At 72.8% G+C, this 20,154-nt stretch carries 21 protein-coding genes; 11 read left to right on the top strand and 10 right to left on the bottom strand.

What is annotated here, in order from left to right; translation table 11 throughout:
- The 5 genes from A7B18_RS19360 to A7B18_RS19340 form a co-directional block, all read left to right on the top strand.
- A partial coding sequence (locus tag A7B18_RS19360; protein ID WP_146009599.1) for a hypothetical protein occupies positions 1-189 on the top strand: 189 nt, incomplete at its 5' end.
- A 78-nt stretch (positions 190-267) separates the two neighbouring features.
- Positions 268-1,335 (top strand): GGDEF domain-containing protein, encoded by a 1,068-nt coding sequence (locus A7B18_RS19355; protein ID WP_102128326.1) that lies wholly within the window; start codon positions 268-270, stop codon positions 1,333-1,335.
- A 53-nt stretch (positions 1,336-1,388) separates the two neighbouring features.
- The gene (locus A7B18_RS19350; protein WP_245872980.1) at positions 1,389-3,011 is read left to right on the top strand and encodes a family 10 glycosylhydrolase; all 1,623 of its coding nucleotides are present in this window, start codon (positions 1,389-1,391) and stop codon (positions 3,009-3,011) included.
- A gap of 51 nt (positions 3,012-3,062) precedes the next feature.
- Positions 3,063-3,554, top strand: coding sequence for a flavin reductase family protein (locus A7B18_RS19345; RefSeq protein WP_102128325.1), 492 nt, complete (start codon positions 3,063-3,065; stop codon positions 3,552-3,554).
- Between the two features lie 101 nt (positions 3,555-3,655).
- Entirely contained in the window at positions 3,656-3,925 is a 270-nt protein-coding gene (locus A7B18_RS19340) for a hypothetical protein (protein ID WP_102128324.1), read from the top strand.
- Here A7B18_RS19340 and A7B18_RS19335 read toward each other — a convergent pair.
- On the bottom strand, positions 3,912-5,693 hold the full coding sequence (locus A7B18_RS19335; RefSeq protein WP_245872979.1) for an ABC transporter ATP-binding protein: 1,782 nt from the start codon (positions 5,691-5,693) through the stop codon (positions 3,912-3,914). The genes A7B18_RS19340 and A7B18_RS19335 overlap by 14 nt on opposite strands.
- A 315-nt stretch (positions 5,694-6,008) precedes the next feature.
- Here A7B18_RS19335 and A7B18_RS19330 point away from each other — a divergent pair, with 315 nt between their 5' ends.
- Positions 6,009-6,968, top strand: coding sequence for a CobW family GTP-binding protein (locus A7B18_RS19330; protein WP_102128323.1), 960 nt, complete (start codon positions 6,009-6,011; stop codon positions 6,966-6,968).
- A 23-nt stretch (positions 6,969-6,991) separates the two neighbouring features.
- Positions 6,992-7,456, top strand: a complete 465-nt coding sequence (locus A7B18_RS19325; protein ID WP_102128322.1) for a PaaI family thioesterase — start codon at positions 6,992-6,994, stop codon at positions 7,454-7,456.
- A gap of 230 nt (positions 7,457-7,686) precedes the next feature.
- Here A7B18_RS19325 and csaB read toward each other — a convergent pair whose 3' ends face one another.
- The 4 genes from csaB to A7B18_RS19305 all read right to left on the bottom strand — a co-directional run bounded on the left by csaB (position 7,687) and on the right by A7B18_RS19305 (position 12,454).
- The gene (gene csaB, locus A7B18_RS19320) at positions 7,687-8,658 is read right to left on the bottom strand and encodes a polysaccharide pyruvyl transferase CsaB (protein ID WP_102128321.1); all 972 of its coding nucleotides are present in this window, start codon (positions 8,656-8,658) and stop codon (positions 7,687-7,689) included.
- Positions 8,655-10,556 carry a DUF5693 family protein gene (locus A7B18_RS19315; RefSeq protein ID WP_102128320.1) on the bottom strand — a complete coding sequence of 634 codons (1,902 nt, stop codon included), beginning with the start codon at positions 10,554-10,556 and terminating at the stop codon, positions 8,655-8,657. Before A7B18_RS19315 ends, csaB begins: the two co-directional genes overlap by 4 nt.
- A 109-nt stretch (positions 10,557-10,665) precedes the next feature.
- Complete coding sequence (gene udk, locus A7B18_RS19310) at positions 10,666-11,280, bottom strand: uridine kinase (protein WP_102128319.1); 615 nt, start codon at positions 11,278-11,280, stop codon at positions 10,666-10,668.
- 118 nt (positions 11,281-11,398) lie between these two features.
- On the bottom strand, positions 11,399-12,454 hold the full coding sequence (locus A7B18_RS19305; protein ID WP_102128318.1) for a Glu/Leu/Phe/Val dehydrogenase family protein: 1,056 nt from the start codon (positions 12,452-12,454) through the stop codon (positions 11,399-11,401).
- Between the two features lie 267 nt (positions 12,455-12,721).
- Between A7B18_RS19305 and A7B18_RS19300 the strand changes: the two genes are divergently transcribed.
- The 3 genes from A7B18_RS19300 (at position 12,722) to folE (ending at position 16,423) form a co-directional block, all read left to right on the top strand.
- A complete protein-coding gene (locus A7B18_RS19300; protein WP_102128317.1) occupies positions 12,722-14,155 on the top strand; it encodes an E3 binding domain-containing protein in 1,434 nt (477 codons plus the stop codon).
- 316 nt (positions 14,156-14,471) lie between these two features.
- Positions 14,472-15,686 (top strand): adenylosuccinate synthase, encoded by a 1,215-nt coding sequence (locus A7B18_RS19295; protein ID WP_102128316.1) that lies wholly within the window; start codon positions 14,472-14,474, stop codon positions 15,684-15,686.
- A gap of 125 nt (positions 15,687-15,811) precedes the next feature.
- On the top strand, positions 15,812-16,423 hold the full coding sequence (folE, locus tag A7B18_RS19290) for a GTP cyclohydrolase I FolE (RefSeq protein ID WP_102128315.1): 612 nt from the start codon (positions 15,812-15,814) through the stop codon (positions 16,421-16,423).
- 47 nt (positions 16,424-16,470) lie between these two features.
- On the opposite strand, the gene A7B18_RS22940 is transcribed toward folE, so the two are convergent.
- The 3 genes from A7B18_RS22940 to A7B18_RS19280 all read right to left on the bottom strand — a co-directional run bounded on the left by A7B18_RS22940 (position 16,471) and on the right by A7B18_RS19280 (position 18,398).
- Positions 16,471-16,599: a hypothetical protein gene (locus tag A7B18_RS22940; protein ID WP_281260177.1), complete on the bottom strand. Its 129-nt coding sequence runs from the start codon at positions 16,597-16,599 to the stop codon at positions 16,471-16,473.
- Between the two features lie 169 nt (positions 16,600-16,768).
- The gene (gene sufU, locus A7B18_RS19285; RefSeq protein ID WP_102128314.1) at positions 16,769-17,215 is read right to left on the bottom strand and encodes a Fe-S cluster assembly sulfur transfer protein SufU; all 447 of its coding nucleotides are present in this window, start codon (positions 17,213-17,215) and stop codon (positions 16,769-16,771) included.
- A gap of 4 nt (positions 17,216-17,219) precedes the next feature.
- Positions 17,220-18,398: a M20 family metallopeptidase gene (locus A7B18_RS19280; RefSeq protein WP_102128313.1), complete on the bottom strand. Its 1,179-nt coding sequence runs from the start codon at positions 18,396-18,398 to the stop codon at positions 17,220-17,222.
- A gap of 132 nt (positions 18,399-18,530) precedes the next feature.
- On the opposite strand from A7B18_RS19280, the gene A7B18_RS19275 reads away from it, so the two are divergent.
- The gene (locus A7B18_RS19275) at positions 18,531-18,740 is read left to right on the top strand and encodes a hypothetical protein (protein ID WP_102128312.1); all 210 of its coding nucleotides are present in this window, start codon (positions 18,531-18,533) and stop codon (positions 18,738-18,740) included.
- Between the two features lie 137 nt (positions 18,741-18,877).
- Here the strand turns inward: A7B18_RS19275 and A7B18_RS19270 are convergent, their stop codons facing one another.
- Together A7B18_RS19270 and A7B18_RS19265 are read right to left on the bottom strand one after the other, a co-directional pair.
- A complete protein-coding gene (locus A7B18_RS19270) occupies positions 18,878-19,417 on the bottom strand; it encodes a heavy-metal-associated domain-containing protein (RefSeq protein WP_180970251.1) in 540 nt (179 codons plus the stop codon).
- 132 nt (positions 19,418-19,549) lie between these two features.
- On the bottom strand, positions 19,550-20,154 hold a 605-nt coding region (locus A7B18_RS19265), incomplete at its 5' end, for a VWA domain-containing protein (RefSeq protein WP_146009598.1).

Here is a 20,154-nt window from a genome sequence, read left to right as displayed (position 1 = left end):
CCCCGCCCCGCCCCGCGTCCGGCCCAGGCGGCGGCCCCGGCGGCGAGCGCCCGCCCCGGCGACATCCGCGCGCATCCCATGTACGAGGAGATCAAAACCCGCTTCTCGGGCCGCGTGCGCGAGATCGGCAAGAACCGCAACCCCCAGCCCGCGGCGGCCTCCGAGGGGGACGAGGGCGACGAGACCTGACGCGCGGGGCATTGGTTCAACGTTTAAAAATCGGGTGGAGGAGAGGACTGTCAGAGGGCCGTCCCTACAGTGGGCCCGATGCGGTGGCAGGTGACAAGCGAGGCCGGGGTGGCGCCGGAGCTGGAGTTCCGGCGCAGCGCCCTGCTCGCCATGTTCGGGTGCGTGGCGGTGGTGTCGGTGCTGTCGCTGAGCCTGTCCTCGCTGTGGTCCTTCGCCGCCTGGGAGCAGACCGGCCTCGCGGCGCTCACGGTGAAGAACGTGGCGCTCTTCGTGTGGCTGTGGCGCCGCCCCCGCGACTTCGAGACCATCGGCCTCGTCGAGCTGATGTGCGAGGGGGTGGGCGGGCTCTACAAGTTCGGGACGACCGTGCTCGCCGACCAGACCTCGTACGGGCTGGGCGGGTACGTGATCTGGCTGATCCTGTACTACTTCGTGGCCTCGCTCGTGCTGCGCGGCAGGCGGGCGCTGCTCGCGTCGCTGGCCCTCCTCGCGGGGCTGCTCGTCATCGGGGGCCTGTACTGGGCCTCGGACGACATTCCCGCCACCCTCAAGCGGCTGCACGGCAACACCCTGGTGCAGATGTACCTGCTGCACGCGACCTTCATCGCCTTTCTCGCGCTGCAAGACCGCTTGCTGGGCCGCCTGCTGCGCGCCGTCCACCGGGCCGAGGGCGAGGCGAGGTTCGCCAACGTGGACGCCCTGACCGGCCTGCCTAACCGTCGCCAGCTCGACGCCTGGCTCGCCGAGGACCGGGGCCCCCCCCGCAGCGTGATCCTCTTCGACCTCGACCACTTCAAGCGGGTGAACGACACCCACGGCCACGACGCCGGGGACCGCGTGCTGCAAGCCGCCGCCGGGGCCGCCCGGGGAGCCCTGCGCCCCCAGGACCAGCTCGGGCGCTGGGGCGGGGAGGAATTTCTCGTGATCCTGCCCGGCAGCGGCGGCCCCGAGGCGCGGGCGGTGGCCGAGCGGCTCTCGTCGGCCCTCGCGGCGCTTCACCACCCGGGCGTGGGCCGGGTGACGATCAGTTGCGGGGTGGCCGAGGCCGGGCCGGGAGAGGCGCTGGGGGGCGTGCTCAAGCGCGCCGACGAGGCCCTCTACGCCGCCAAGCGGGGCGGGCGCTCGCTCGTCGAACTCGCCGTGTGACGGGTGGGGGGCGTGATCTTCACCCGCCCCTGCGCTAGGCTGCCCGCACGCCCGTGACGACCTCCCCCCTGCCGCGTCTCGCCACGCTCCTCGCCCTCTGCTGCGCCCCCCTGGCCGGGGCCACGGCGCCCCTGCCCGAACCCGGCCCGCCCGAACTCGCCCCGGAGAGCCCTCCCCCCGAGGTGGCCGCTCCCGTGGCCCCCCGGCCTGCCCCCGCGGTCCCCGTCCCCGTCGGCGCCGCCTCCATCAGCGCCGTGCGCGGGCTGTGGGTGGACGCCTTCGGGCCGGGGCTCAAAACCTCGGCGCAGGTGCGCCAGACGGTGGAGGACGCCGCCCGCCTCGGCGTGAACACCCTCTTCGTGCAGGCGATCCGCCGGGGCGACTGCCTGTGCCGCCGCTCGCCCCTCCCGGTGGTGACCGACCCTGACCTGGAGCCCGGCTTCGACCCCCTGGGCGAGATCACCCGCCTCGCGCACGGGCGCGGCCTGCGCGTGATCGCCTGGGCGAGCGTGACGGGGGCCTCGAACACCCAGGCGCCGAACACGAACGCGGCGCACGTCGTTCGGCGGCACGGGCCGGGGGCGGGCGCGGAGTCCTGGCTCGCCCGGCGCCCGGACGGCTCGTGGCGCGAGGGGGTGGACGGCTGGCTCGACCCCGCCATTCCCGCCGCCGCCGACTTCATGGTGGCCGGGATCGTCGGCCTGGTGCGGAATTACCCCGTGGACGGCGTGCAGCTCGACCGCATCCGCTACCCCGACGGCGGGGTGTGGGGCTATGACCCCAAGGTCCTCGCCCGCTACCGCGCGGAGACGGGGGCGCGCGGCACGCCCGCCCCCACCGACCCGCGCTGGCTCGCCTGGAAGCGCGAGCAGGTGACCGCCCTGGTGCGCCGGATCAGCCTGGAGGTCAAGGCGGCGCGGCCCTCGGCGTGGGTGAGCGCCGCCACGATCACCTACCAGGCCCCGCCCGCGCCCGGCGACCTCGCGGCCTTTCGCAAGACGCGCACCTATGCCGACGTGCTCCAGGACTGGCCCACCTGGATGCAGGAGGGGCTGATCGACCTCAACGTCCTGATGAACTACAAGCGCGACGCCGTGGGTCCTCAAGCCGCGTGGTTCGACGGTTGGAACGCCTTCGCCGCGAGCGTGCGCGCCGCGCCCGGCGATCCCCGCGGGGCCGAGGTGGCGGGCGGCACGGCCCTGTACCTCAACCCCCCGCAGGTGACCGCCGCCCAGGCCGCGCGCACCGTCGCCGCCGGGCTGGGCTGGGTGGGCTACTCGTACCGCACGCCCACCCTGGACGTGTACGGCACCCGCCAGAGCACCCCCGAGGGCCTCGCCGCCGTGCGGGGGCTCCTCACCGCCCCGGGGGGCGCCCTCGCCAGCGTGAGCCCCTGGACCGCCGGGCCGCGCACGGTGCGGGGGCTCCTCGGGCGGGTGGTGGGCTCGCCCGTCCCCGGGGGCCGGGTGGTCGAGGCCCTGCGCGGCGGGCAGGTCGTCGCGCGCACCGTCACCGACGGCGGCGGCCACTACGGTTTCCTGAACCTCGCGCCCGGCCCGGTCGAGGTGCGCGTGAGCGGCCAGCGCTGGGCCGAGCCCGTGCCCGAGGTGGGCGTGATCCGCTACCCCGACCTTCTCGTGCGTGACGTGATCCCGGCGGCGGGCGGCAGGCCGTGAGGGCCGTGCCTTGAGGCAGGGGGCGCGCTTTCCGCCCGGTACACTCCGCCCATGACCTCTCCCGCCCCCACCGAAGGCATCCCCCCCCACGAGTTCCGGCAGACCCTGGGCCGCTTCGCCAGCGGCGTGACGATCATCACGGCGCAAGACGGCCCCGAGCGCCGGGGCATGACGGCGACCGCCTTCGTCTCGGTCAGCCTCGCCCCGCCCCTGATCCTGGTGGGCGTGGACCACCGCGCCGGAATGCACGCCCTGCTCTCGCGGGAGGAGGTCACCCGCTTCGGTGTGAGCGTTCTCAGCGCGACCCAGCGCCACCTCAGCGTGCACTTCTCCGGGCGCCCCGGCCCCGAGGAGGCGGTCTCCTGGTTCGACCACGAGGGCCTGCCGCTGATCGGCGGCAGCGTCGCCCAGCTCGTGTGCCGCAAGGCCCAGGCCATTCCCGCCGGGGACCACACCCTCTACCTCGGCCTCGTGGAATATTCGCGCTACACCGACGACGACCCGCTGCTGTACTTCCGGGGGCAGTACCACGAGCTGGGGTGAGGCGCAGAAGGCCGATGGCAGAAGGCGAAGGCCTGGGAGCCCAAGCCTGAGTGTTCCCAGGCCATCGGCCTTCTCCCTTCCGCCTTCTGCATAATCCCCCCGTGCCCCCCTACCTCCTCCAGCTTCTGATCGCGCTCGCCCTGGTCGGCCTGACCCTGTTCGTGTCCTACCCGCTGCGGGTGGGGGACACGGGCAGCGTGGACGCGCTCGACGCCTCCTTGCTCGTCTTCGCGCTCGTGAACCTGCGGGTGGGGTGGACGGCGGCGAACGGCATGAACGGGGGCCGCGCGCCCGCCTGGTTCGTGGTGGCCGGGCTCGCCACGGCGGCGCTGATCACCTGGGCGATGGTCCGGGCGCTCACGCCCCGGTAAGGGTCTCGGGGATCGTGCCGTCGAGACTCCGGGTCGCACGTTCCAGGGCCGCGTAGGCCCCGTTCCGGGCGCGCAGGGCGGCGGGCGGGCCGTCCTCGACGATCCGGCCACCCGCCAGCACGATCACCCGGTCGGCCCCGCGCGCGAGGCTGAGGCGGTGGGTGACGATCAATGCCGTGCGCCCGCGCATCAGCTCGTCCAGGGCGGCGACCACCAGCGCCTCGCTCTCGGCGTCCACGGCGCTCGTCGGCTCGTCGAGGAGAAGCACGGCGGGGCGGGCGAGCAGCGTCCGCGCGATGGCGAGGCGTTGTCGCTGCCCGCCCGAGAGCCGCACGCCGCGCTCGCCCACCAGCGTGTCCAGCCCCTCCGGCAGCGCCCGCACGAAGTCGAGGGCGTGGGCGGCTCGCAACGCGTCCTCGACCTCCTCCGGCGTGGCGTCGGGCCGGGCGTAGCGGACGTTTTCCAGCACCGTGGCGTGGAAGAGGAAGGTGTCCTGCGGCATGGTGACCGCATGCGTGCGCAGGCTCTCCAGCGTCACGTCGCGCACGTCCACGCCGTCCAGCAGGACGCGCCCGGAAAGGGGGTCGTACAGCCTGGGCACTAGACCGAGCAGCGTGCTCTTGCCCGCCCCCGACTCGCCCAGGATCGCCACCCGCCCCCCGGCGGGGACGCTCAGGGTCAGCCCCTCCAGCACCGGGCGGGCGGGGTCGTAGCCGAAGGTCACGTCCTCGAAGCGCACCTCGCCGCGCACGGGTTCCGGGAGGGGTCGCGCGCCGGGCCGCTCGGCGACGGCCACGGGGGCGTCGAGCACCTCGAACACGCGGCGCCCGCTCGCCTCCGCCCGTTGCAGCAGGTCGCCGATGTTCACGAGGTCGTCGATGGGGCCGTAGAAGTAGCGCCCGTAGCCCCGGTAGGCGAGCAGCCCGCCCAGCGTGAACTGCCCCGCGAGGATAAGCGCCGCCCCGCCCCCCAGCATGATCACGTTGCCGAAGTTCGCCACGAAGCGCGCCAGCGGAAAGGCCCGGTTGCGCAGCGCGACCGCCCGCACCTGCACGTCGTACAGCTCGCGCCCGAGGGCTTCGACCCGCCGCAGCTCGGCCCCCTCCCGCGCGAAGCCCTGCACCACCCGAATCCCGGCCAGGCGGTCGGTGATCAGGGCCGTCAGGTCGCCCAGCCGCGTGCGCGCCGCCCGGTAGGCGGGCCGGACGGTGCGGGCGTAGCGGCGCAGCATCAGGGCGACGGCGAGCATGGGCAGCGTGACGAGCACGCCGAGGAGGGGTTGCAGCGCGATGAAGATGGCGACCACGCCGATCAATCGCAGGGCGTTGGCGAGCACCGCGTCCGTCCCGCGCACGAGCACGTCCTGCAAGGCGTCCACGTCGCCCGTCACCCGCGCGATCAGGTCCCCGGTGCGCTGCGACTCGAAGTACGCCGCCGACTGCCCCTGAAGCTTGCGGTACACGCTCAAACGCAGGTCGAGCGTGAGCCGCTGCCCCGCCCGCCCCAGCAGCAGGCCCCGCCACGCCGAGAGAAGCTGTTGCACGCCGAACACCGCCACCAGCAGCGCGAGGTGCCACGCGATGAAGGCCCAGTCGCGTGCGGGCAGCCCCTCGTCCACCACCCGAATCCACACCAGCGGCGGGTACAGCTCGGCGGCCACGCTGCCCACCAGGAGCAGCAGCCCGAGCAGGACCGTGCGGCGGTACGGGGTCAGCAGGCCGTACAGGCGCCGGGTCACGCCGGGGGAGTCGGGCGGGGAGGCGTTCACCGGGGCAGGCTAGCGTGGCGTCCAGGACCGAAGGGGAAGAAAGCGCCCTAAGGGTGGCTCCGGGGGTGGAGAAGGTGTAGCGTCAGGCGGACCCCTCAGTCAGCTTCGCTGACAGCTCCCCTTGGAGGGGAGCCCTTCCTGCCTCCCTTTAAGGGGACTTGCAAAGCTGCGAAGCAGAGGTGGCCCGAAGGGCCGGACTCGTAGAGCTGCGAAGCAGAGGGGTCAGACGAGGCTGCGTAAATCTTGCGACTTCACCGCCCGCCGTCCCGACGCTCTGGCCGCCCAGGATTTCGTCCCCGGCGCTATCCTCCCCCCATGACCACCCCCGCTCATCGCCCCGCAGACGAGCGCATCCCCGTCGTCGTGATCGGCGGCTTTCTGGGGGCGGGCAAGACCACCCTCGTCAATCACCTCATTCGCTCGCTGCCCCACCGCCTCGGCGTCATCGTGAACGAGTTCGGGCAGGCGGGCGTGGACGGCGGGCTGATCGAACGCCTCTCGGACGACGTGACCGAGCTGACGGCGGGGTGCCTGTGCTGCACGGGCCGGGACGACTTGTTGCGCTCGCTCGTGACCATCGCCATGCGCGAGCACAAACCCGACGCGGTGCTCGTCGAACTCAGCGGCGTGGCCGACCCCACGCCGGTCCTGACCACCCTGCTCGAACGCTCGGTGCGGGCGGCCTTTCGCGTGACCACCCTCGTCGCTGTGGCGGACGCCCGGCACGCCCTCCGAACGCTGCAAGACCACCCCGAGGCCGCCCGGCAACTCGCCTACGCGAACGTCGTCGTGCTGAACAAGACCGACCTCGCCGACCCCGCGCTGCTCGATCACGCGGAGGGGGTGTTGCGCGGCGTGAACCCCCTCGCCCGGACCGTGCGGGTGGAGCGCGGACAACTCGACGCGGCGGCCCTCCTCGCCCGCGACGACTTCGACCCGAGGGTGGTGGAGGGCGCCCCCGCGACGGTCCACACCCCCGGCCTGAACTCCTTCGCCCTGCGCGCCGACCGCCCGCTCGACCCCTACCGCTGGCAGAGATTCATGACAGGGCACATCCTCTCGCGCCCCGCCGAGGTGCTGCGGGTGAAGGGGTTTCTCAGCCTGCACGGTTACCCCCAGCGGGTGCTCTTCCAGGCGGTGCGCGACCTCTTCACCGCCGACGCCTGGGACGACGCGGACGGTCGCACCGAACTCGTCTTCATCGGGCGGGGGCTCGACCGGGCGGAGTACGAGGCGGCGTTCGCGGCGTGCGTGGTGGAGGACGTGCCCGCCTGAGTGACAGGCGTATCCTCCCTCCCATGACCCTGCACCCCGACTTGCGGCTCCCCACCCCCGACGACCTCGACCGCCTGAGCCCCGAGGAGATCGCCGCCGGGCTGAACGGCCTGACGGGCACCCTGGGGAGCCGCCTGGGCATCGAACTGCTGACCGCCACCCGCGAGCGCCTGACCGCCCGGATGCCGGTCGAGGGGAACCGCCAGCCCGCCGGACGGCTGCACGGCGGCGCGAGCCTCGCCCTGGCCGAGGAACTCGCCAGCGTGGGCACGTGGCTCAACCTCGACGTGCAGCGGCAGGTTGGGGTCGGAGTGGACGTGAACGGGACTCACGTCCGGGGCGTGAGCGGAGGCTTTGTCACCGCCGAGGCCACCCTCGCCTACCGGGGCCGCAGCGTGATGGTCTGGACGGTCGAGGTGCGCGACGAACGGGGCCGAACGACGACGCTGGCGCGGTGCACCTGCAACGTGATCGGCCACGGGGGCTGAGGGAGGCAGGACACAAAACCCCCTCCCCCTTGAGGGGGGAGGCCGGGAGGGGGTGAGCTGGCCCGACCACCGGCGCGGCGGGAAGGAGGGGCAGGCCATCTTGCCGCCCAAGTCGTCCCGTCGCCCCCTCTCCCGTTGCTTCGAGGGCGCCCTCTCCCGCAAGGGGAGAGGGAGAACAAAAGCTCGGGCAGAGGCTGAACTCCCCCTGCCCTCCCTGGACCGCCCTGCCCCTACCGCTCCAGCGCCCGCGTAAAACTCCGCCGCGCCCTCGCCCGCATCTGCGCCACGGCGTCCCAGTCGGGGGCAGTGCGCGTGAGGGCCTGCCGACAGACCGCCTCGGCATCAAGCGCCGTGAGATGGCTCGGCGCCCCCGCGTCGTCGCAAAAGCCCCGCACCTTGGGATCGTACGCCACCCCCGCGAAGGGCACCCCGGCGGCGGCGGCGAGGATGACGGCGTGAAGCCGCACCCCGACCACGAAGCCGGACCCCGCGATGGCGTCCAGCGCCACCTGCGGGTCCCGCGTGCTCAGCACCTCGTCGGCCCCCAGGCCCCGCGCCGCCGCGTCGTCGTGCTCCGGCATGAAGCTCAGGGCGGTCACGCGGCGGCCCCCCTCCCGCAGGAGGGCGGTGACGGTTTTCAAACGCTCCGCCGCGTCCGTCACGTCCCCGCGCGGCGCGACGATCACCCGGTCGGGGTCGGGCGTCACCCCCGGCGTCGGTGCGAGGAGCAGGGCCGGGTCGCCCCCCAGTTCCCCCTCCACCCCCAGGGCGCGCAGGGTGTCCAGACTGCCCCGGTCGCGCACGATCACCCGCACTCCTCTCAGGGCGGCGGCCACCCGCTTTCCCCCCGGTTCGCTCAGCGGGCCGACGCTCTGGTTGAAGACGACCACGCGCTTCCCGAGCAGCCGCGCCGCCCGGATCACGCCGAGGTAATAGGTGAGGGTGCGCGCGCTCGTGCGGTCTTGCAGGAGCCCCCCGCCCCCCGAGAACACGACCTGCGAGCGGGCCAGCGCCCCGAGAAGCCCCGCCGGGTTCATGCGCGGCGCACTCTCGCAGCCGTAGGTGCGGACGGTCTCCTCCGGGGTCTGCGACAGGAGCAGAGGCGTGGCCCCCTGCGCCCTGAGTTCGCGGGTGATGGCGAGCGCGATGGCCTCGTCGCCGGTGTTGCCGAAGCCGTAGTAGCCGGAGACGGCCACCCTCACGCGCGCACCTCGGCCTCGGCGACCGGGCGGCGCGCGCCGTAGGTCGTCCACAGCCGCAGCCCGGTCTTCACGGCCCAGATGGCGATCAGACCGAGGATCAATCCCACGCCCAGCCCGATGAAGCAGCGGGCGGCGCTGATCAGGAGGGGCGTGTGGAAGTGCGAGAAGGTGTTGAGGATGCTCGCCTGCCCGACCACGCCGCCCAGGATCAGCAGCAGGCTGAAGTACCCCGGCAGCACGCCGCTCAGGCCGACGAGGGCGAGCGGGTGCCCGGCGAGTTCCTTGAAGCGCGGGCGGATGATCGTGTCCTGAAGGTCCTGGCGCAGTTGCGCCTCGGTGCTGCTCACGCCCAGTCCCGTGGCGTTCCCGCGCCGCAGGAAGACGAGCGCGAAGACGCCCAGCCCCAGCGCCATCACCGCGATGTCGCCGAGTTTGACCGGCGCGCTGTAAAGGTCACGCCCCGTCTTGCGGATGTCCTGGCGCGGCAGGAAGCTCAGCGCCACGAGCGCCAGGGGCGCGACGAGCGTCAGCCCCACCCCCCGGAAGGGCTCCAGCCCCAGCACGCTGTCGCGGTTCGCGCCCAGCCCCGAGACGAACAGCACCCCGACGAGCGAGAGCCCCGTCGCCAGGAACCAGTCGGTGACCCGGGAGCGCCGCAGCACCAGCCCCAGGGCCGGGAAGGTGATCGCCGCGATCAGCGCCCCACCCTCGAAGGGCCGCCCCCCGTTGAGCCCCAGTGCCCCCAGCCCGGCGAGGGCGGCGACGATCAGCCCCAGACGCGGCAGGGGGTAACTCAGGCCCAGCAGCGCGAGCGCGGCGAGCGGCCCCAGCAGGCAAAGAGCGCGCAGGGTGTCGTTCGTCCCGAAGGGCTGCACGACGGGCGCGCCCACCTTCACCCCCGAGCGGGCGAGGAGGTCGCGGGTGCGCGAGAGGAAGGCTTCGGTCTCGTACACGGTGGGGAAGGGGCGCACGTAGAGCAGGCGCTGGGTGCGCTCGCGGGCGGCGAGGGCGTACTTGCTCGCCACCTCCTCGGGGCCCAGGCGGTTTTGCCAGCTCGGGTTCATGGCGAACATGCGCGCGGCGCCGTGCGTCTCGACCAGGGTGTCGAGTTCGCGCTGCGGGTTGCCCTCGATCAGGGCGGGCAAGCGCTCCCCCATCCGCCGGTTGATCTGCTCCAGCCGCTCGGGCACCCGCGCCCCGATCACCTCGTCCCCCGTAAAGGCCACGAAGGGCACGTCCGGCCAGTCGGCCCCCGGCTGCCGCACCGCCTCGTCGTCGTAGGGGCGGTACACCAGGGTGAGCCCCTGCGCCTTGAGGTTCTCGACGAGCTGACGGTTGGGCCCCGCGGGCAGGAAGTTGGGATCGGTCGGCCACGCGACCCAGCGCTGGCCGCCAATCGTGACCTGCCGGGTCGGGATGGTGTAGCGGGCGGGCAGGGCCTCGGCGACGCCCGGCACGAGCGAGCGCATGTAGATGAGCTGGGGGTTCACGCCCGCGCCCGGGTTCTCGACGGCGAGGTCGGCGCCGGACCGCACGTAGATCTGGCCGCGCTGCGCGAGAGACCCGATCACGTCCTCGTACACGGCGACCCCGTTCACCCCGAGCGCCTTGTACCGGTCGAGGAGCGCCTGCGGCTCCAGCCCCACCCGCCGCGCCTGCCCCACGAGCGCCGGGTAGTCCACCACCACCGCGACCGTCTTCTGCGCCTGTTCGTAGGCCACCCGGTTCCACGCGAGCATCAGCGCCGGGATCAGGGAAAGCAGGATCACCCCGAGCAGCGGCCACGTCAGCCGGTGCCGGGTGGGCGGCGGGGCAGCGGGTGGGTCGGAGGAGGACGGCGCGAGCGGGCCGGGCGCCGCGCGGATCACGGTGGTGCGGGTGGGGGTGGGCTCGGTCACGGGTTACATCCTAGAAGGGAAGGAGGGGGGCGGGGGGGGGGCCGGGTCAGCCTGCCCGCCCGCCTCCGGCCCCGTCGTCCGCCGAAAGGGGGAGGGGACGCGGGGGCCCTCAGATCGTCGTGCGGATGCGCGCGGCGAGCATGTCGAGCGCGGGCTCGTTCATGCCGCCGTGGGGGATGATCACGTCCGCGTAACGCTTGGTGGGCTCCACGAAGCTCAGGTGCATGGGCCGCACGAACTCCAGGTACTGCGTGATCACGCTCTCGGGGGTGCGCCCGCGCTCCTGCGTGTCGCGGAGGAGCCGCCGGATGAAGCGCACGTCGGCGTCGGCGTCCACGAAGACCTTGAGGTGCATCCGCTCCCGCAGCTCCTCGTCGTACAGGGCGAAAAAACCCTCCAGCACGACGACGGGCGCGGGGGGCACGGTCGTCGTCCGGGGCGAGCGCGTGTGGCGGGTGAAGTCGTACTCCGGCATCTCGACGGGCACGCCCGCGAGCAGCGCCCCCAGGTGCTCGCGCAGGAGAAGCCAGTCGAAGGCCGCCGGGTGGTCGTAGTTCGTCCCCGCCCGCGCCGCCTCGGGGACGTCCGATTGGTCACGGTAGTAGTTGTCCTGACTCAGCACGGCCACGCCGCCCTGCCCCACCGTCTCGATCACCCGCCGCGTGACGGTCGTCTTGCCGCTCCCCGAGCCCCCCGCCACGCCGATGACGAAGGGGGAGGTCATGGGCGCCTCCGGCGGTCAGTGGTGAGTGGTGAGTGGTGAGTGGAAAAAGCGTGGCGGAAGCAAAGAGCTTGGGTCAAAGCCCCCACTAACCACTTCCCACGGACCACTGACCGCCCCCTCACGCCCCCCTCCCCAGCACCGCGCCGCCCGTTCCCAGGCTGCCGATCAGGTCGATGCGGCGCTCGGCCATGCGGCGGGCGACGACGTGGGGCGGCTTGCCGTACTGCTCGGCGACGGCGGCGATGCGGACGACGGTGGCGTACACGCGCTCGGCGGCCTGCTCGGGGGTGGAGGAGGTGGCGGCAGCGATCAGGCCCGCCGCGTTGATGGCGAAGTCGGGGATGTACATGATGCCCGCCTCCTTCACCGCGTCTTCCCCCCGGCGGGTCAGGGGGTGGTGCTCGCCGCCCGCGATCAGGCGGCATTGCAGCCGGGGCACGTCCGCGCTGCGGATCGAGTGCCCGTACCCGCACGGCGAGAAGATGTCGCACGGCACGTCGAGCAGCTCCTCGGTGCCCGTGACCGTCACCCCGTCGAGCTCGTCGGCGAGGGCCTCGGCCCGCTCGGGGCGGGTGTCGGCGACGGTCAGGCGGGCCCCCTCGCGGTGGAGGTGCTCGGCGAGGGCGCGCCCCACCGCCCCCACCCCCAGCACGGCCACCCGCACCCCGCGCATGCTCTCGCTTCCCAGCGCGGAGCGGGCGGCGGCCTTGATCCCGCGGTAGACCCCGTAGCCCGTCACGCTGCTCGTGTCGGTGTTCACCCCCAGGGTGGAGGGCGTCTCCTGCGCGACGAAGGCGATGTCGCGCGGGGTCACGCCGATGTCTTCGGTCAGCACCACGCGCGACTCCAGCGGCCTGACCTGTCGCCCGAGCGCGCGGAAGAGGGCTTCCCTCGCGTGCGGGTCGTCCACGCCGACTTCCGGCAGCATGAGCACGCACGCGCCGCCGCCGTAGTTCAGCCCGGCGAGGGCGGCCTTGAGGGTCAGGCTCTCGCTCAGCGCCAGCGCCCCCTTGAGGGCCGTTTCCTCGTCCAGGGGGCGCAGCCTCACGCCCGCGATGGCCGGGCCCAGGACGGTCGAGTGGATCGCCAGGGCCGCCTTGAGGCCGCTCGGCGCGTGGTGAAGAAGCGTCAGGGCCTCGTGCCCGCGCGACTGCATCTCCTCGAATATCTGCATCGTTGCTCCCAAAGACGCGGCGGGCCGGGGCGGTGCCGGGAAGCGTCGCCCCGTGGCCCGCGCGACAACGCCCCGAGCCTATCACCGCGCTCCTGAACACGGGAGGGGCGTCTCTCCCGCCCCGCTGCGCCGCCTTGGTTCACGCCCGCTGAAAGAAGGCTGTCAGGCTTCACGCGTCACCCTGCGGGAAAGCAACCGGCCCGCTTCGCCCCCGGGGGCGGCGCGGCCCTCCCACACGGGGAGGACGCACGGGCCAAGGGGGAACGTATGGAACGAATCGCTCCGCTCGCCAGGGTCCTGGCGGAAGCAAACGGCATCGACTGGCAGCCTCTGCGCGGCACCGGACAGGGTGGATTGATCGTCGAAGGAGACATCCTCGCCCACCTCGCCCGCATCATGAGCGGCGAGGAGGAGCCCCCGGCCACCCCGGTGGACGCCCCCCCGCCCGACTGGACCGGTGAGGACCTCTCCGCCAGCCTGATCACCCCGGGCCTCCCCAGCGCCGACGCCCTCCGCGGCGCGGGCGTGGACTCCGACATCACCGCCTTCGTCGCCCAGGCCCGCACCACCCCGGCTCCCGCCCCTGCCCTGGAGGACGACGCCCTCGACTTCGAACTCGACGACGATCAAGCCGACTTCGAGCCCGCCCCGGTGGTGGCCGCTCCTGCCGCGTCGGCCCCGGCCCCGGCCTGGAACTTCAACGCCCCCGCCCCCGTGACGCCGCCCCCGCCCGTGGCCGCGGGCGTGCCGTCCCAGCCGTTCCTGCCCGCCGCCGCGTCCACCCCCCCCGAGCCCGCCCACGCCGAACCCGTCCCGGTCGCGGCCACGGCGGCCCCTGCGGCGAGCGCGGGCCTCTCGGCGGGGCTGGGCGGCCTGCTCTCGCGCCTGTACCAGCCCGCCGCCCCGGCTCCCCAGCCCGCTTCCCCCGCACCTGTTCAGCCCCCGGTCGTGCAGGTACCCGTCCTCCCCGAGCCGCAGCCCACCCCGGCGTTCCAGGCGCCCGCCGCGCCCGAAGCCCGTCTGCCCGAGCCCCCCGCCTTCCCGCTGCCGGACCTGCACGCGCAGGCCCCCCTCCCCGCCGACGAGCCCGAGATCGCTCCGCTGGCCCCCACCCTGGTCGCCGAGCCCCAGGTGGAGGACCTCCTGCCCGCCCCGGCGGTGATGGAGGCGGTGGAGGCCCCGGCCTTCGAGCCGGACGGGGAGACGGCCCCCCCCGCCCTCGTCGCCGACTCCGCCCGGGAGGCCCGTTCCTTCGGCACCTACCTGCGCCGGGACGTGAACGTCTCTTCCGCCGCCGACCTGCGCCGTCAGCTCGCGGGCGCCCTGGGCCAGGACGTGCCGCTCGGCCTCCTCGTCGTCCGCGCCGCCCAGCGCCACGCGCAGACCCTGGGGCTCGGCAGCGTCGCCCTCCAGGACCTCACGGCGGGCGTGGCCCGCACCGCGCGCCCCGTCGCCCTGCGTGACGCCCTGGACGACCTGGGCACCCCCTTCGGCGGCACCCCCGACCTCCTCGTGACCGACGCGGGAACACTCGACCTCGACGACCTCCACCTCGGCCACACCGTGACCCTGAGCGTGGGCCGCGAGCGGGAAGGCCGCGCCGCGCTGTCGCTCAGCGGCGACGTGGACCCCACCCGGGCCGCCCGCTTCCTCGCGGACGTGGCGGGGGCGCTGGAGGCGCCGATCATCCTGGTGATCTGAAGCTCTCACAGCGGTGGCCGGACAAGTTGAGGGCAAGCCCCTCAAGTGGTCCGGCCCGAGCGGAGCGAGCATCCGTGATGAGAGCCGCCTCCGTGGAGTTGCAGCAACGCAGGTTGTCCCTTCTACGTCACGGAGTGCCGCGATCATCGGTCAGCCGTCAGCCGGATCGGTCGCTGACGGCTGACCGCCCTCTGGACATTCACCTCCCCGCCCCCGCGCCGCCGGGCTACACTCAGGTACGGTGCTGCGCGCCGTGCTTTTTTTTGCCCCTCTGGGGGCGCAGAAGGGCAAGTCAGGGCGCGCGGCTGGAGGCAGGATGCCTGGAATTGCGATTATCGGCGCGCAGTGGGGAGACGAGGGCAAGGGGAAGATCACCGACTTCCTCGCCCCGCAGGCCCGCTACGTGGTGCGCTATCAGGGCGGCGCGAACGCCGGGCACACGGTGACGGCAGGGGGGCAGACCTTCAAGCTCAACCTCCTCCCGAGCGGCGTGCTGCACCCCGGCACGGTGAGCGTCCTCGGCGACGGCATGGTCATCGACCCCGAGAAGTTCCTCGCCGAGCGCCAGAACCTGCTCGACGGTGGGCTCAGCCCCGAACTGCGGATCAGCGACCGGGCGCACCTCGTGTTGCCCCACCACAAGTACGTGGACGGGCGGGGGGACTTCGTGGGCACCACAGGTCGCGGCATTGGCCCCGCCTACGCCGATAGAGCGCGGCGGGTGGGCATCCGCTTCGGCGACCTCGCGGACGACGCGGTGCTGCGCGAGCGGGTCGAGCGGTTGCTGGAGGCCAAACCCAACTCCACCCGGGAGGCGGGCTGGGCCACCGTCGCCGACGCGCTGGGCTACCTCCTCCCCATCCGCGACGCGCTGCTGCCCTTCGTGAGCGACACGGGGGCGGGATTGCGGCAGGCGATCAGGGAGGGCGAAAACGTCCTCTTCGAGGGGGCGCAGGCGACGTTGCTCGACCTGAACTACGGCACCTACCCCTTCGTGACGAGCAGCCACCCCACGGTGGGCGGCATCCTCGTCGGGGCGGGCGTGAACCACAAGGCGGTGGGCCAGGTGTACGGGGTCGCCAAGGCCTTCAACACGCGCGTCGGCCACGGCCCCTTCGTCACCGAGGTCTTCGGGGAGATGGAACAGCGCCTGCGCGGCGACGGCTCCAAGCCCTGGGACGAGTTCGGCACGACGACGGGCCGCGCCCGCCGGGTGGGCTGGCTCGACCTGGCGCTGTTGCGCTACGCCGTGGACGTGAACGGCTTCGACGGGTTGGTGATCAACAAGATGGACATCCTCGCAGGGCTCGACAGGATCAAGGTCTGCGTGACCTACGACGACTCGGGCCAGCCCGTCTACCGCGAGATGCCCGGCTGGACGAGCACGGACGGCGTGACCAGCCGCGAGACGCTGCCGAGGGAAGCCCAGGCCTACCTCGACCTGATCGAGGAGACGGTGAACTGCCCGGTCGTGATCTTTTCGTGCGGCCCGGCACGCGAGCAGACCTACGGCGAGGTGAGCTGGGGGTGAGGGGGAACGGCCAGCCCCAGCGGGGAGGCTGAGAGCTTCCCCCACAGTCCCCGCCCCGCCGCCGAGCTTAAACTCGTGTTCATACAAGCCGCGCCCCGTGCGGGCGTGAGAGGGGGCGACCGACCTTGACCACCTATCCGACCATCAGCGCCGCTGATGAGCAACTCGAAGTGCCCGGCCTGAGCGACCTGACGCACGACTGGCTCACCGCCATCGGCGAGGACCCGGAGCGCGAGGGGCTGCACAAGACGCCGCACCGCGTGGCGAAGGCGTGGGGCTTCCTGACCGCCGGGTACCACAAGACCCTGCAAGACGCCGCCGGGGACGCCGTGTTCGCCGCCGAGGGCTCTGAAATGGTCCTCGTGAAGGACATCGAGTTCTATTCCATGTGCGAGCACCACATGCTGCCCTTTTACGGACGGGCGCACATCGCCTACATCCCCGACGGCAAAATCCTGGGCCTGAGCAAGTTCGCCCGCATCGTGGACCTGTACTCGCGCCGCCTCCAGGTCCAGGAGCGCATCACCACCCAGATCGCCGACGCGGTGGAGGAGCTGCTCCAACCCCGCGGCGTCGCCGTGCTGATGGAGGGCATCCACCTGTGCATGGCGATGCGCGGCGTGCAGAAGCAGAATTCGAGCACGACCACGAGCGCGATGCGGGGCCTGTTCAAGGAGGACATGCGCACCCGCATGGAGTTCATGAGCGCGGTGCAGAGCACGCTGCGCAGCCGCTGAGCCCGCGAGACCTCTTCACAGCCTTCCAGGACGCGCTGGCCCTTAGCTCAGGTCAGCGCGTCCGTCTCGTCCAGCCCCGCGTGGTCCAGAGCCGTGTGCGGGTCGTCGTAACGCGCCGCGTCAACGACCTGGCCGTCCACCCCCCGGGAGTGGGAGGCGACAGGCGCCTCACCCACCACGGCGCCGGTCTCCGGGTTCAGACCCGCCCGGCCCAGCCAGTCGGCCAGGACGGCGTGCCCTTACGCGCTCCCCCGTGGTCCGATGATCTCGATGTCGGGGTCCGAGAGGGCGAGCAGCCGCGCCCCGTCCCGCGTGTTGACGGTCTCCTCCCACGCCAGGGCGACCTCAGAGGGGGTGTCCGTCTTCGCCCTCCGCCGTGGCCTCCGCCAGCGCCGCCTCCAGCGCGTTCCACGCGAGGAGTGCGCACTTGCGCCGCGCGTGCAACCGGCTTACCCCCGCCAGCGCCACGAGGTCGCCGAGTGCGGGGTCGGGCGGGGCCTCGCCCATGACCATCGCCCGGTAGCTCGCGCTCAGGGTGTGGACCTCCTCCAGCGTCTTGCCCCTGACCGACTGCGTGAGCAGGCTCGCGCTCGACTGGCTGATCGTGCAGCCGCGCCCGGTGAAGCTCACCCCGGTAAGCCGCCCGCCCTCCACCTGCACCCAGACCGTCACCTGATCGCCGCAGCCGGGGTTGTCGAGTGCGGCGTGGGGAGCACCCGCGATTTCGCCCCTGCCCCGGGGGCGCCGCTCGTGGTCGGAGAGGATCTGGCGCGCGACGGTCTCCGGCAGCATGTCGCTACTCTGGCAGGCTCAGGCGCAGGGCGGCGGCGCGGAGCATCCGCACGCCCGTCTCCAGGCTGGCCTCGTCGAGGGTGAAGCGCGGGTGGTGGTGCGGCCAGCGGCTGTCGGCCTCGTCGCTGCCCGAGCCGACGTTGAAGTACGCGCCGGGGGCTTTCTGGAGGTAGGCGCTGAAGTCCTCCCCGCCCATCGTGGGTTTCGCGTCCTGGTAGTGCCCTTCGCCCACCGTCTCCAGCGCGATCTCCCGGAGCCGTTCCGCCACCCAGTCCGTGTTGATCACCGGGCGGTAGCCGGGCTCGTAGCGGAACTCGTAGCCCGCCCCGTGCGCCTCGCACACGCCCTTGATCACCCGTTCGATCATCCCGGGCGCCCGCTCGCGCAGCCCCGCGTCGAAGGTCCGCACCGTGCCCATCATGGTCGCCGTGTCGGGAATGACGTTGTGGGTGGTGCCGCTGTGGAAGGAGGTGACCGAGACGACCAGGGCGTCGAGGGCGGCGACGTGGCGGCTCACCACATGCTGGAGGTTGGTGACGACCTGCGCCCCCACCGCGATGGGATCGACCGTCTCCTCGGGGTGCGCCCCGTGCCCGCCCTTGCCCCTGATCGTGATGTGGATGGTGTCGGGCGCGGCCATGAAGGCGCCGGGCTTGACCGCCACCAGCCCGACCGGAAGCTGGGAGTTGAGGTGCAGGCCCGTCACCACGTCCACCCCCTCCATCAGGGCCGTCTCCATCACGAGTTCCTCGGCACCGCCCGGCCCGATCTCCTCGGCGTGCTGGAAGATCATGCGGACCTCGCCGGAAACGTTCGCGGCGTCCGCCGACAGCAGCCGCGCGACCCCCAGCAGGATCGCCGTGTGCCCGTCATGGCCGCAGGCGTGCATGGCGCCGGGGTTTTGCGACACGTACTCGAAGGTGTTCTCCTCCTCCATCGGCAGGGCGTCGATGTCGGCGCGCAGCAAGACCGTGCGGCCCGGCCTGCCTCCCCTCAGGACCGCCAGCACGCTCGTCTCGGTCGGGCGGGAGACGGTCAGCCCCGGCATCTTCCGCAGCTCGGCCTCGATGTAGGCCGCCGTCTCGTGCTCGTGAAAGCCGACCTCGGGGTGCATGTGCAGGTGGCGCCGCCACGCCACGAGCTGTTCGCGCAGGGCCGTCACCGGGTCCACGGTTTGGGTCATACCCCAGTCTAAGGCGCGTCCCGCCCGGTGGTCCGCCCCCGCCGCGCTGTCCCCCGTGCCCGAACGCGGAAGGTGAACGCGTCTGCGCCTGTCCTCAGCAACTTTTCGTCTTCGGCGCGCGTAATGGAAGGCATGAAGACGCGCAAGACGGGCAAGTTCGGCAAGTGGATGGTCTACGGCCCCATCGCCCTCGAACTCATCGGGATGGTGCGCCGCACCCAAAAGGCCAAGCGCGGCAAGTACACCAAGCTGCGCAAGCGTGACCGCGCCCTCGACTTCGTGCTCGGGCAGGCCGAGCGGCGGCTGGGCAAGCGGACGGCGACGAAGCGGCGCTGGTTCTGAGCAGAAAAGAGAAACGCCCCGGCGGGATGGCTGGGGCGCTTTTCTGTTTGGGATTGTGAGGTGGGGTTAGGCGTTCGCGTCTCCCCCCCCATCCCCGGCCCTTCCCCCCCCGTGGGGGAAGGGAGGAGGGTCCCTTCTCAGGCCTGACCTTGCGTGGCGGGGGTGAGGGGAGGGGTGGAGGAGGGTGTCGGTGTGACCCGCAATGGCGCCCGGAAGCCCCGTAGCCGCAGCGCGTTCGTGAGCACGAAGACGCTCGACAGCCCCATCGCGGCGGCGGCGAGCACGGGCGAGAGGGTCACGCCGAGGGGGGAGAGCACGCCCGGCGCGACCGGGATCAGCAAGACGTTGTACGCGAAGGCCCAGAAGAGGTTGACCCGGATGTTGCGCAGGGTGGCGCGGGAGAGGGCCACCGCGTTCGGCACCCCGCGCAGGTCCCCCGACATCAAGATCACGTCGGCGGTCTCGACGGCCACGTCCGTCCCCGTCCCGATGGCGACCCCCACGTCCGCCCTCGCCAGGGCCGGGGCGTCGTTGATGCCGTCTCCCACGAGGGCGACCGTCCGGCCTCCCCGCTGCACCTCGGCCACCCCCTCCACCTTCCTCAGCCCGCGTTCCACCCGCCCCACGCAGGCGGCACAGGTCATCCCGCCGATGTCGAGTTCGAGGGTCTTCGTCATGGGATCAGTACACATCCCCCAGGGGAGGATTAGGAGGTTGTCGGCTCTCACTCCGTTTCACTTACGGCTGAGAGCTGATCGCCTCTTCCTACTCTCCCCCTGGGTAGACGAGGGCGCCGCTCCCTACCCGCCCTACCACCGCCCCCGCAACGCCCGCGCCAGCCCATGCAGGTCGGTCACGCTGGCGGCGGGCAGGAAGGCGTCGAGGTGGGGCAACGCGGCCTGCACGGCGCGCTGCACGGGCTGGTAGCCGGGGGTGGCGGCGAGCGGCGAGAGCCACGCGAGGAGGCCCGCCCGCCCGGCGAGGTCGCGCAGGGCGCGGGCCAGGATCTCGGGCTCGCCCGTGTCGAGGCCGTCGCTGAGGATCAGGATCACCGTGTCGCGGGTCACGCGGGCGCGCTCGTCGCGGGCCAGCCGCAGCAGGTTCTCCCCGATGCGGGTGCCGCCGCCCCAGGCGTCCCCCAGGTCGGGGAGGTGCAGCGCCTCGCCGGGGGGAGCGCCGCGCAGGGTGGGGGTCAGGCGGATCAGCGCCGTGCTGAAGGCGTAGACCTCCACCCGCCTTGAGCGCAGGTGCAGCGCGTGGGCGAAGCGCAGCAGCAGGGTGGCCCCCCGGCCCATGCTGCGGCTGCCGTCGAGCACGATCAGGAAGCGGGGGGCGCGGCGCGGACGGCCCAGCCAGCGCAGCCGCGCCGGGTCGCCCGCCGTGCGCGCCGAGGCCCGCAGGGTGCGCCGGGCGT

It is taken from the genome of Deinococcus planocerae, assembly GCF_002869765.1.
In the GTDB taxonomy this organism is placed as follows: Bacteria; Deinococcota; Deinococci; order Deinococcales; family Deinococcaceae; genus Deinococcus; species Deinococcus planocerae.
The sequence above is the reverse complement of the archived record's forward strand: the minus strand, read 5'-3'. Positions and strand labels throughout refer to the sequence as shown.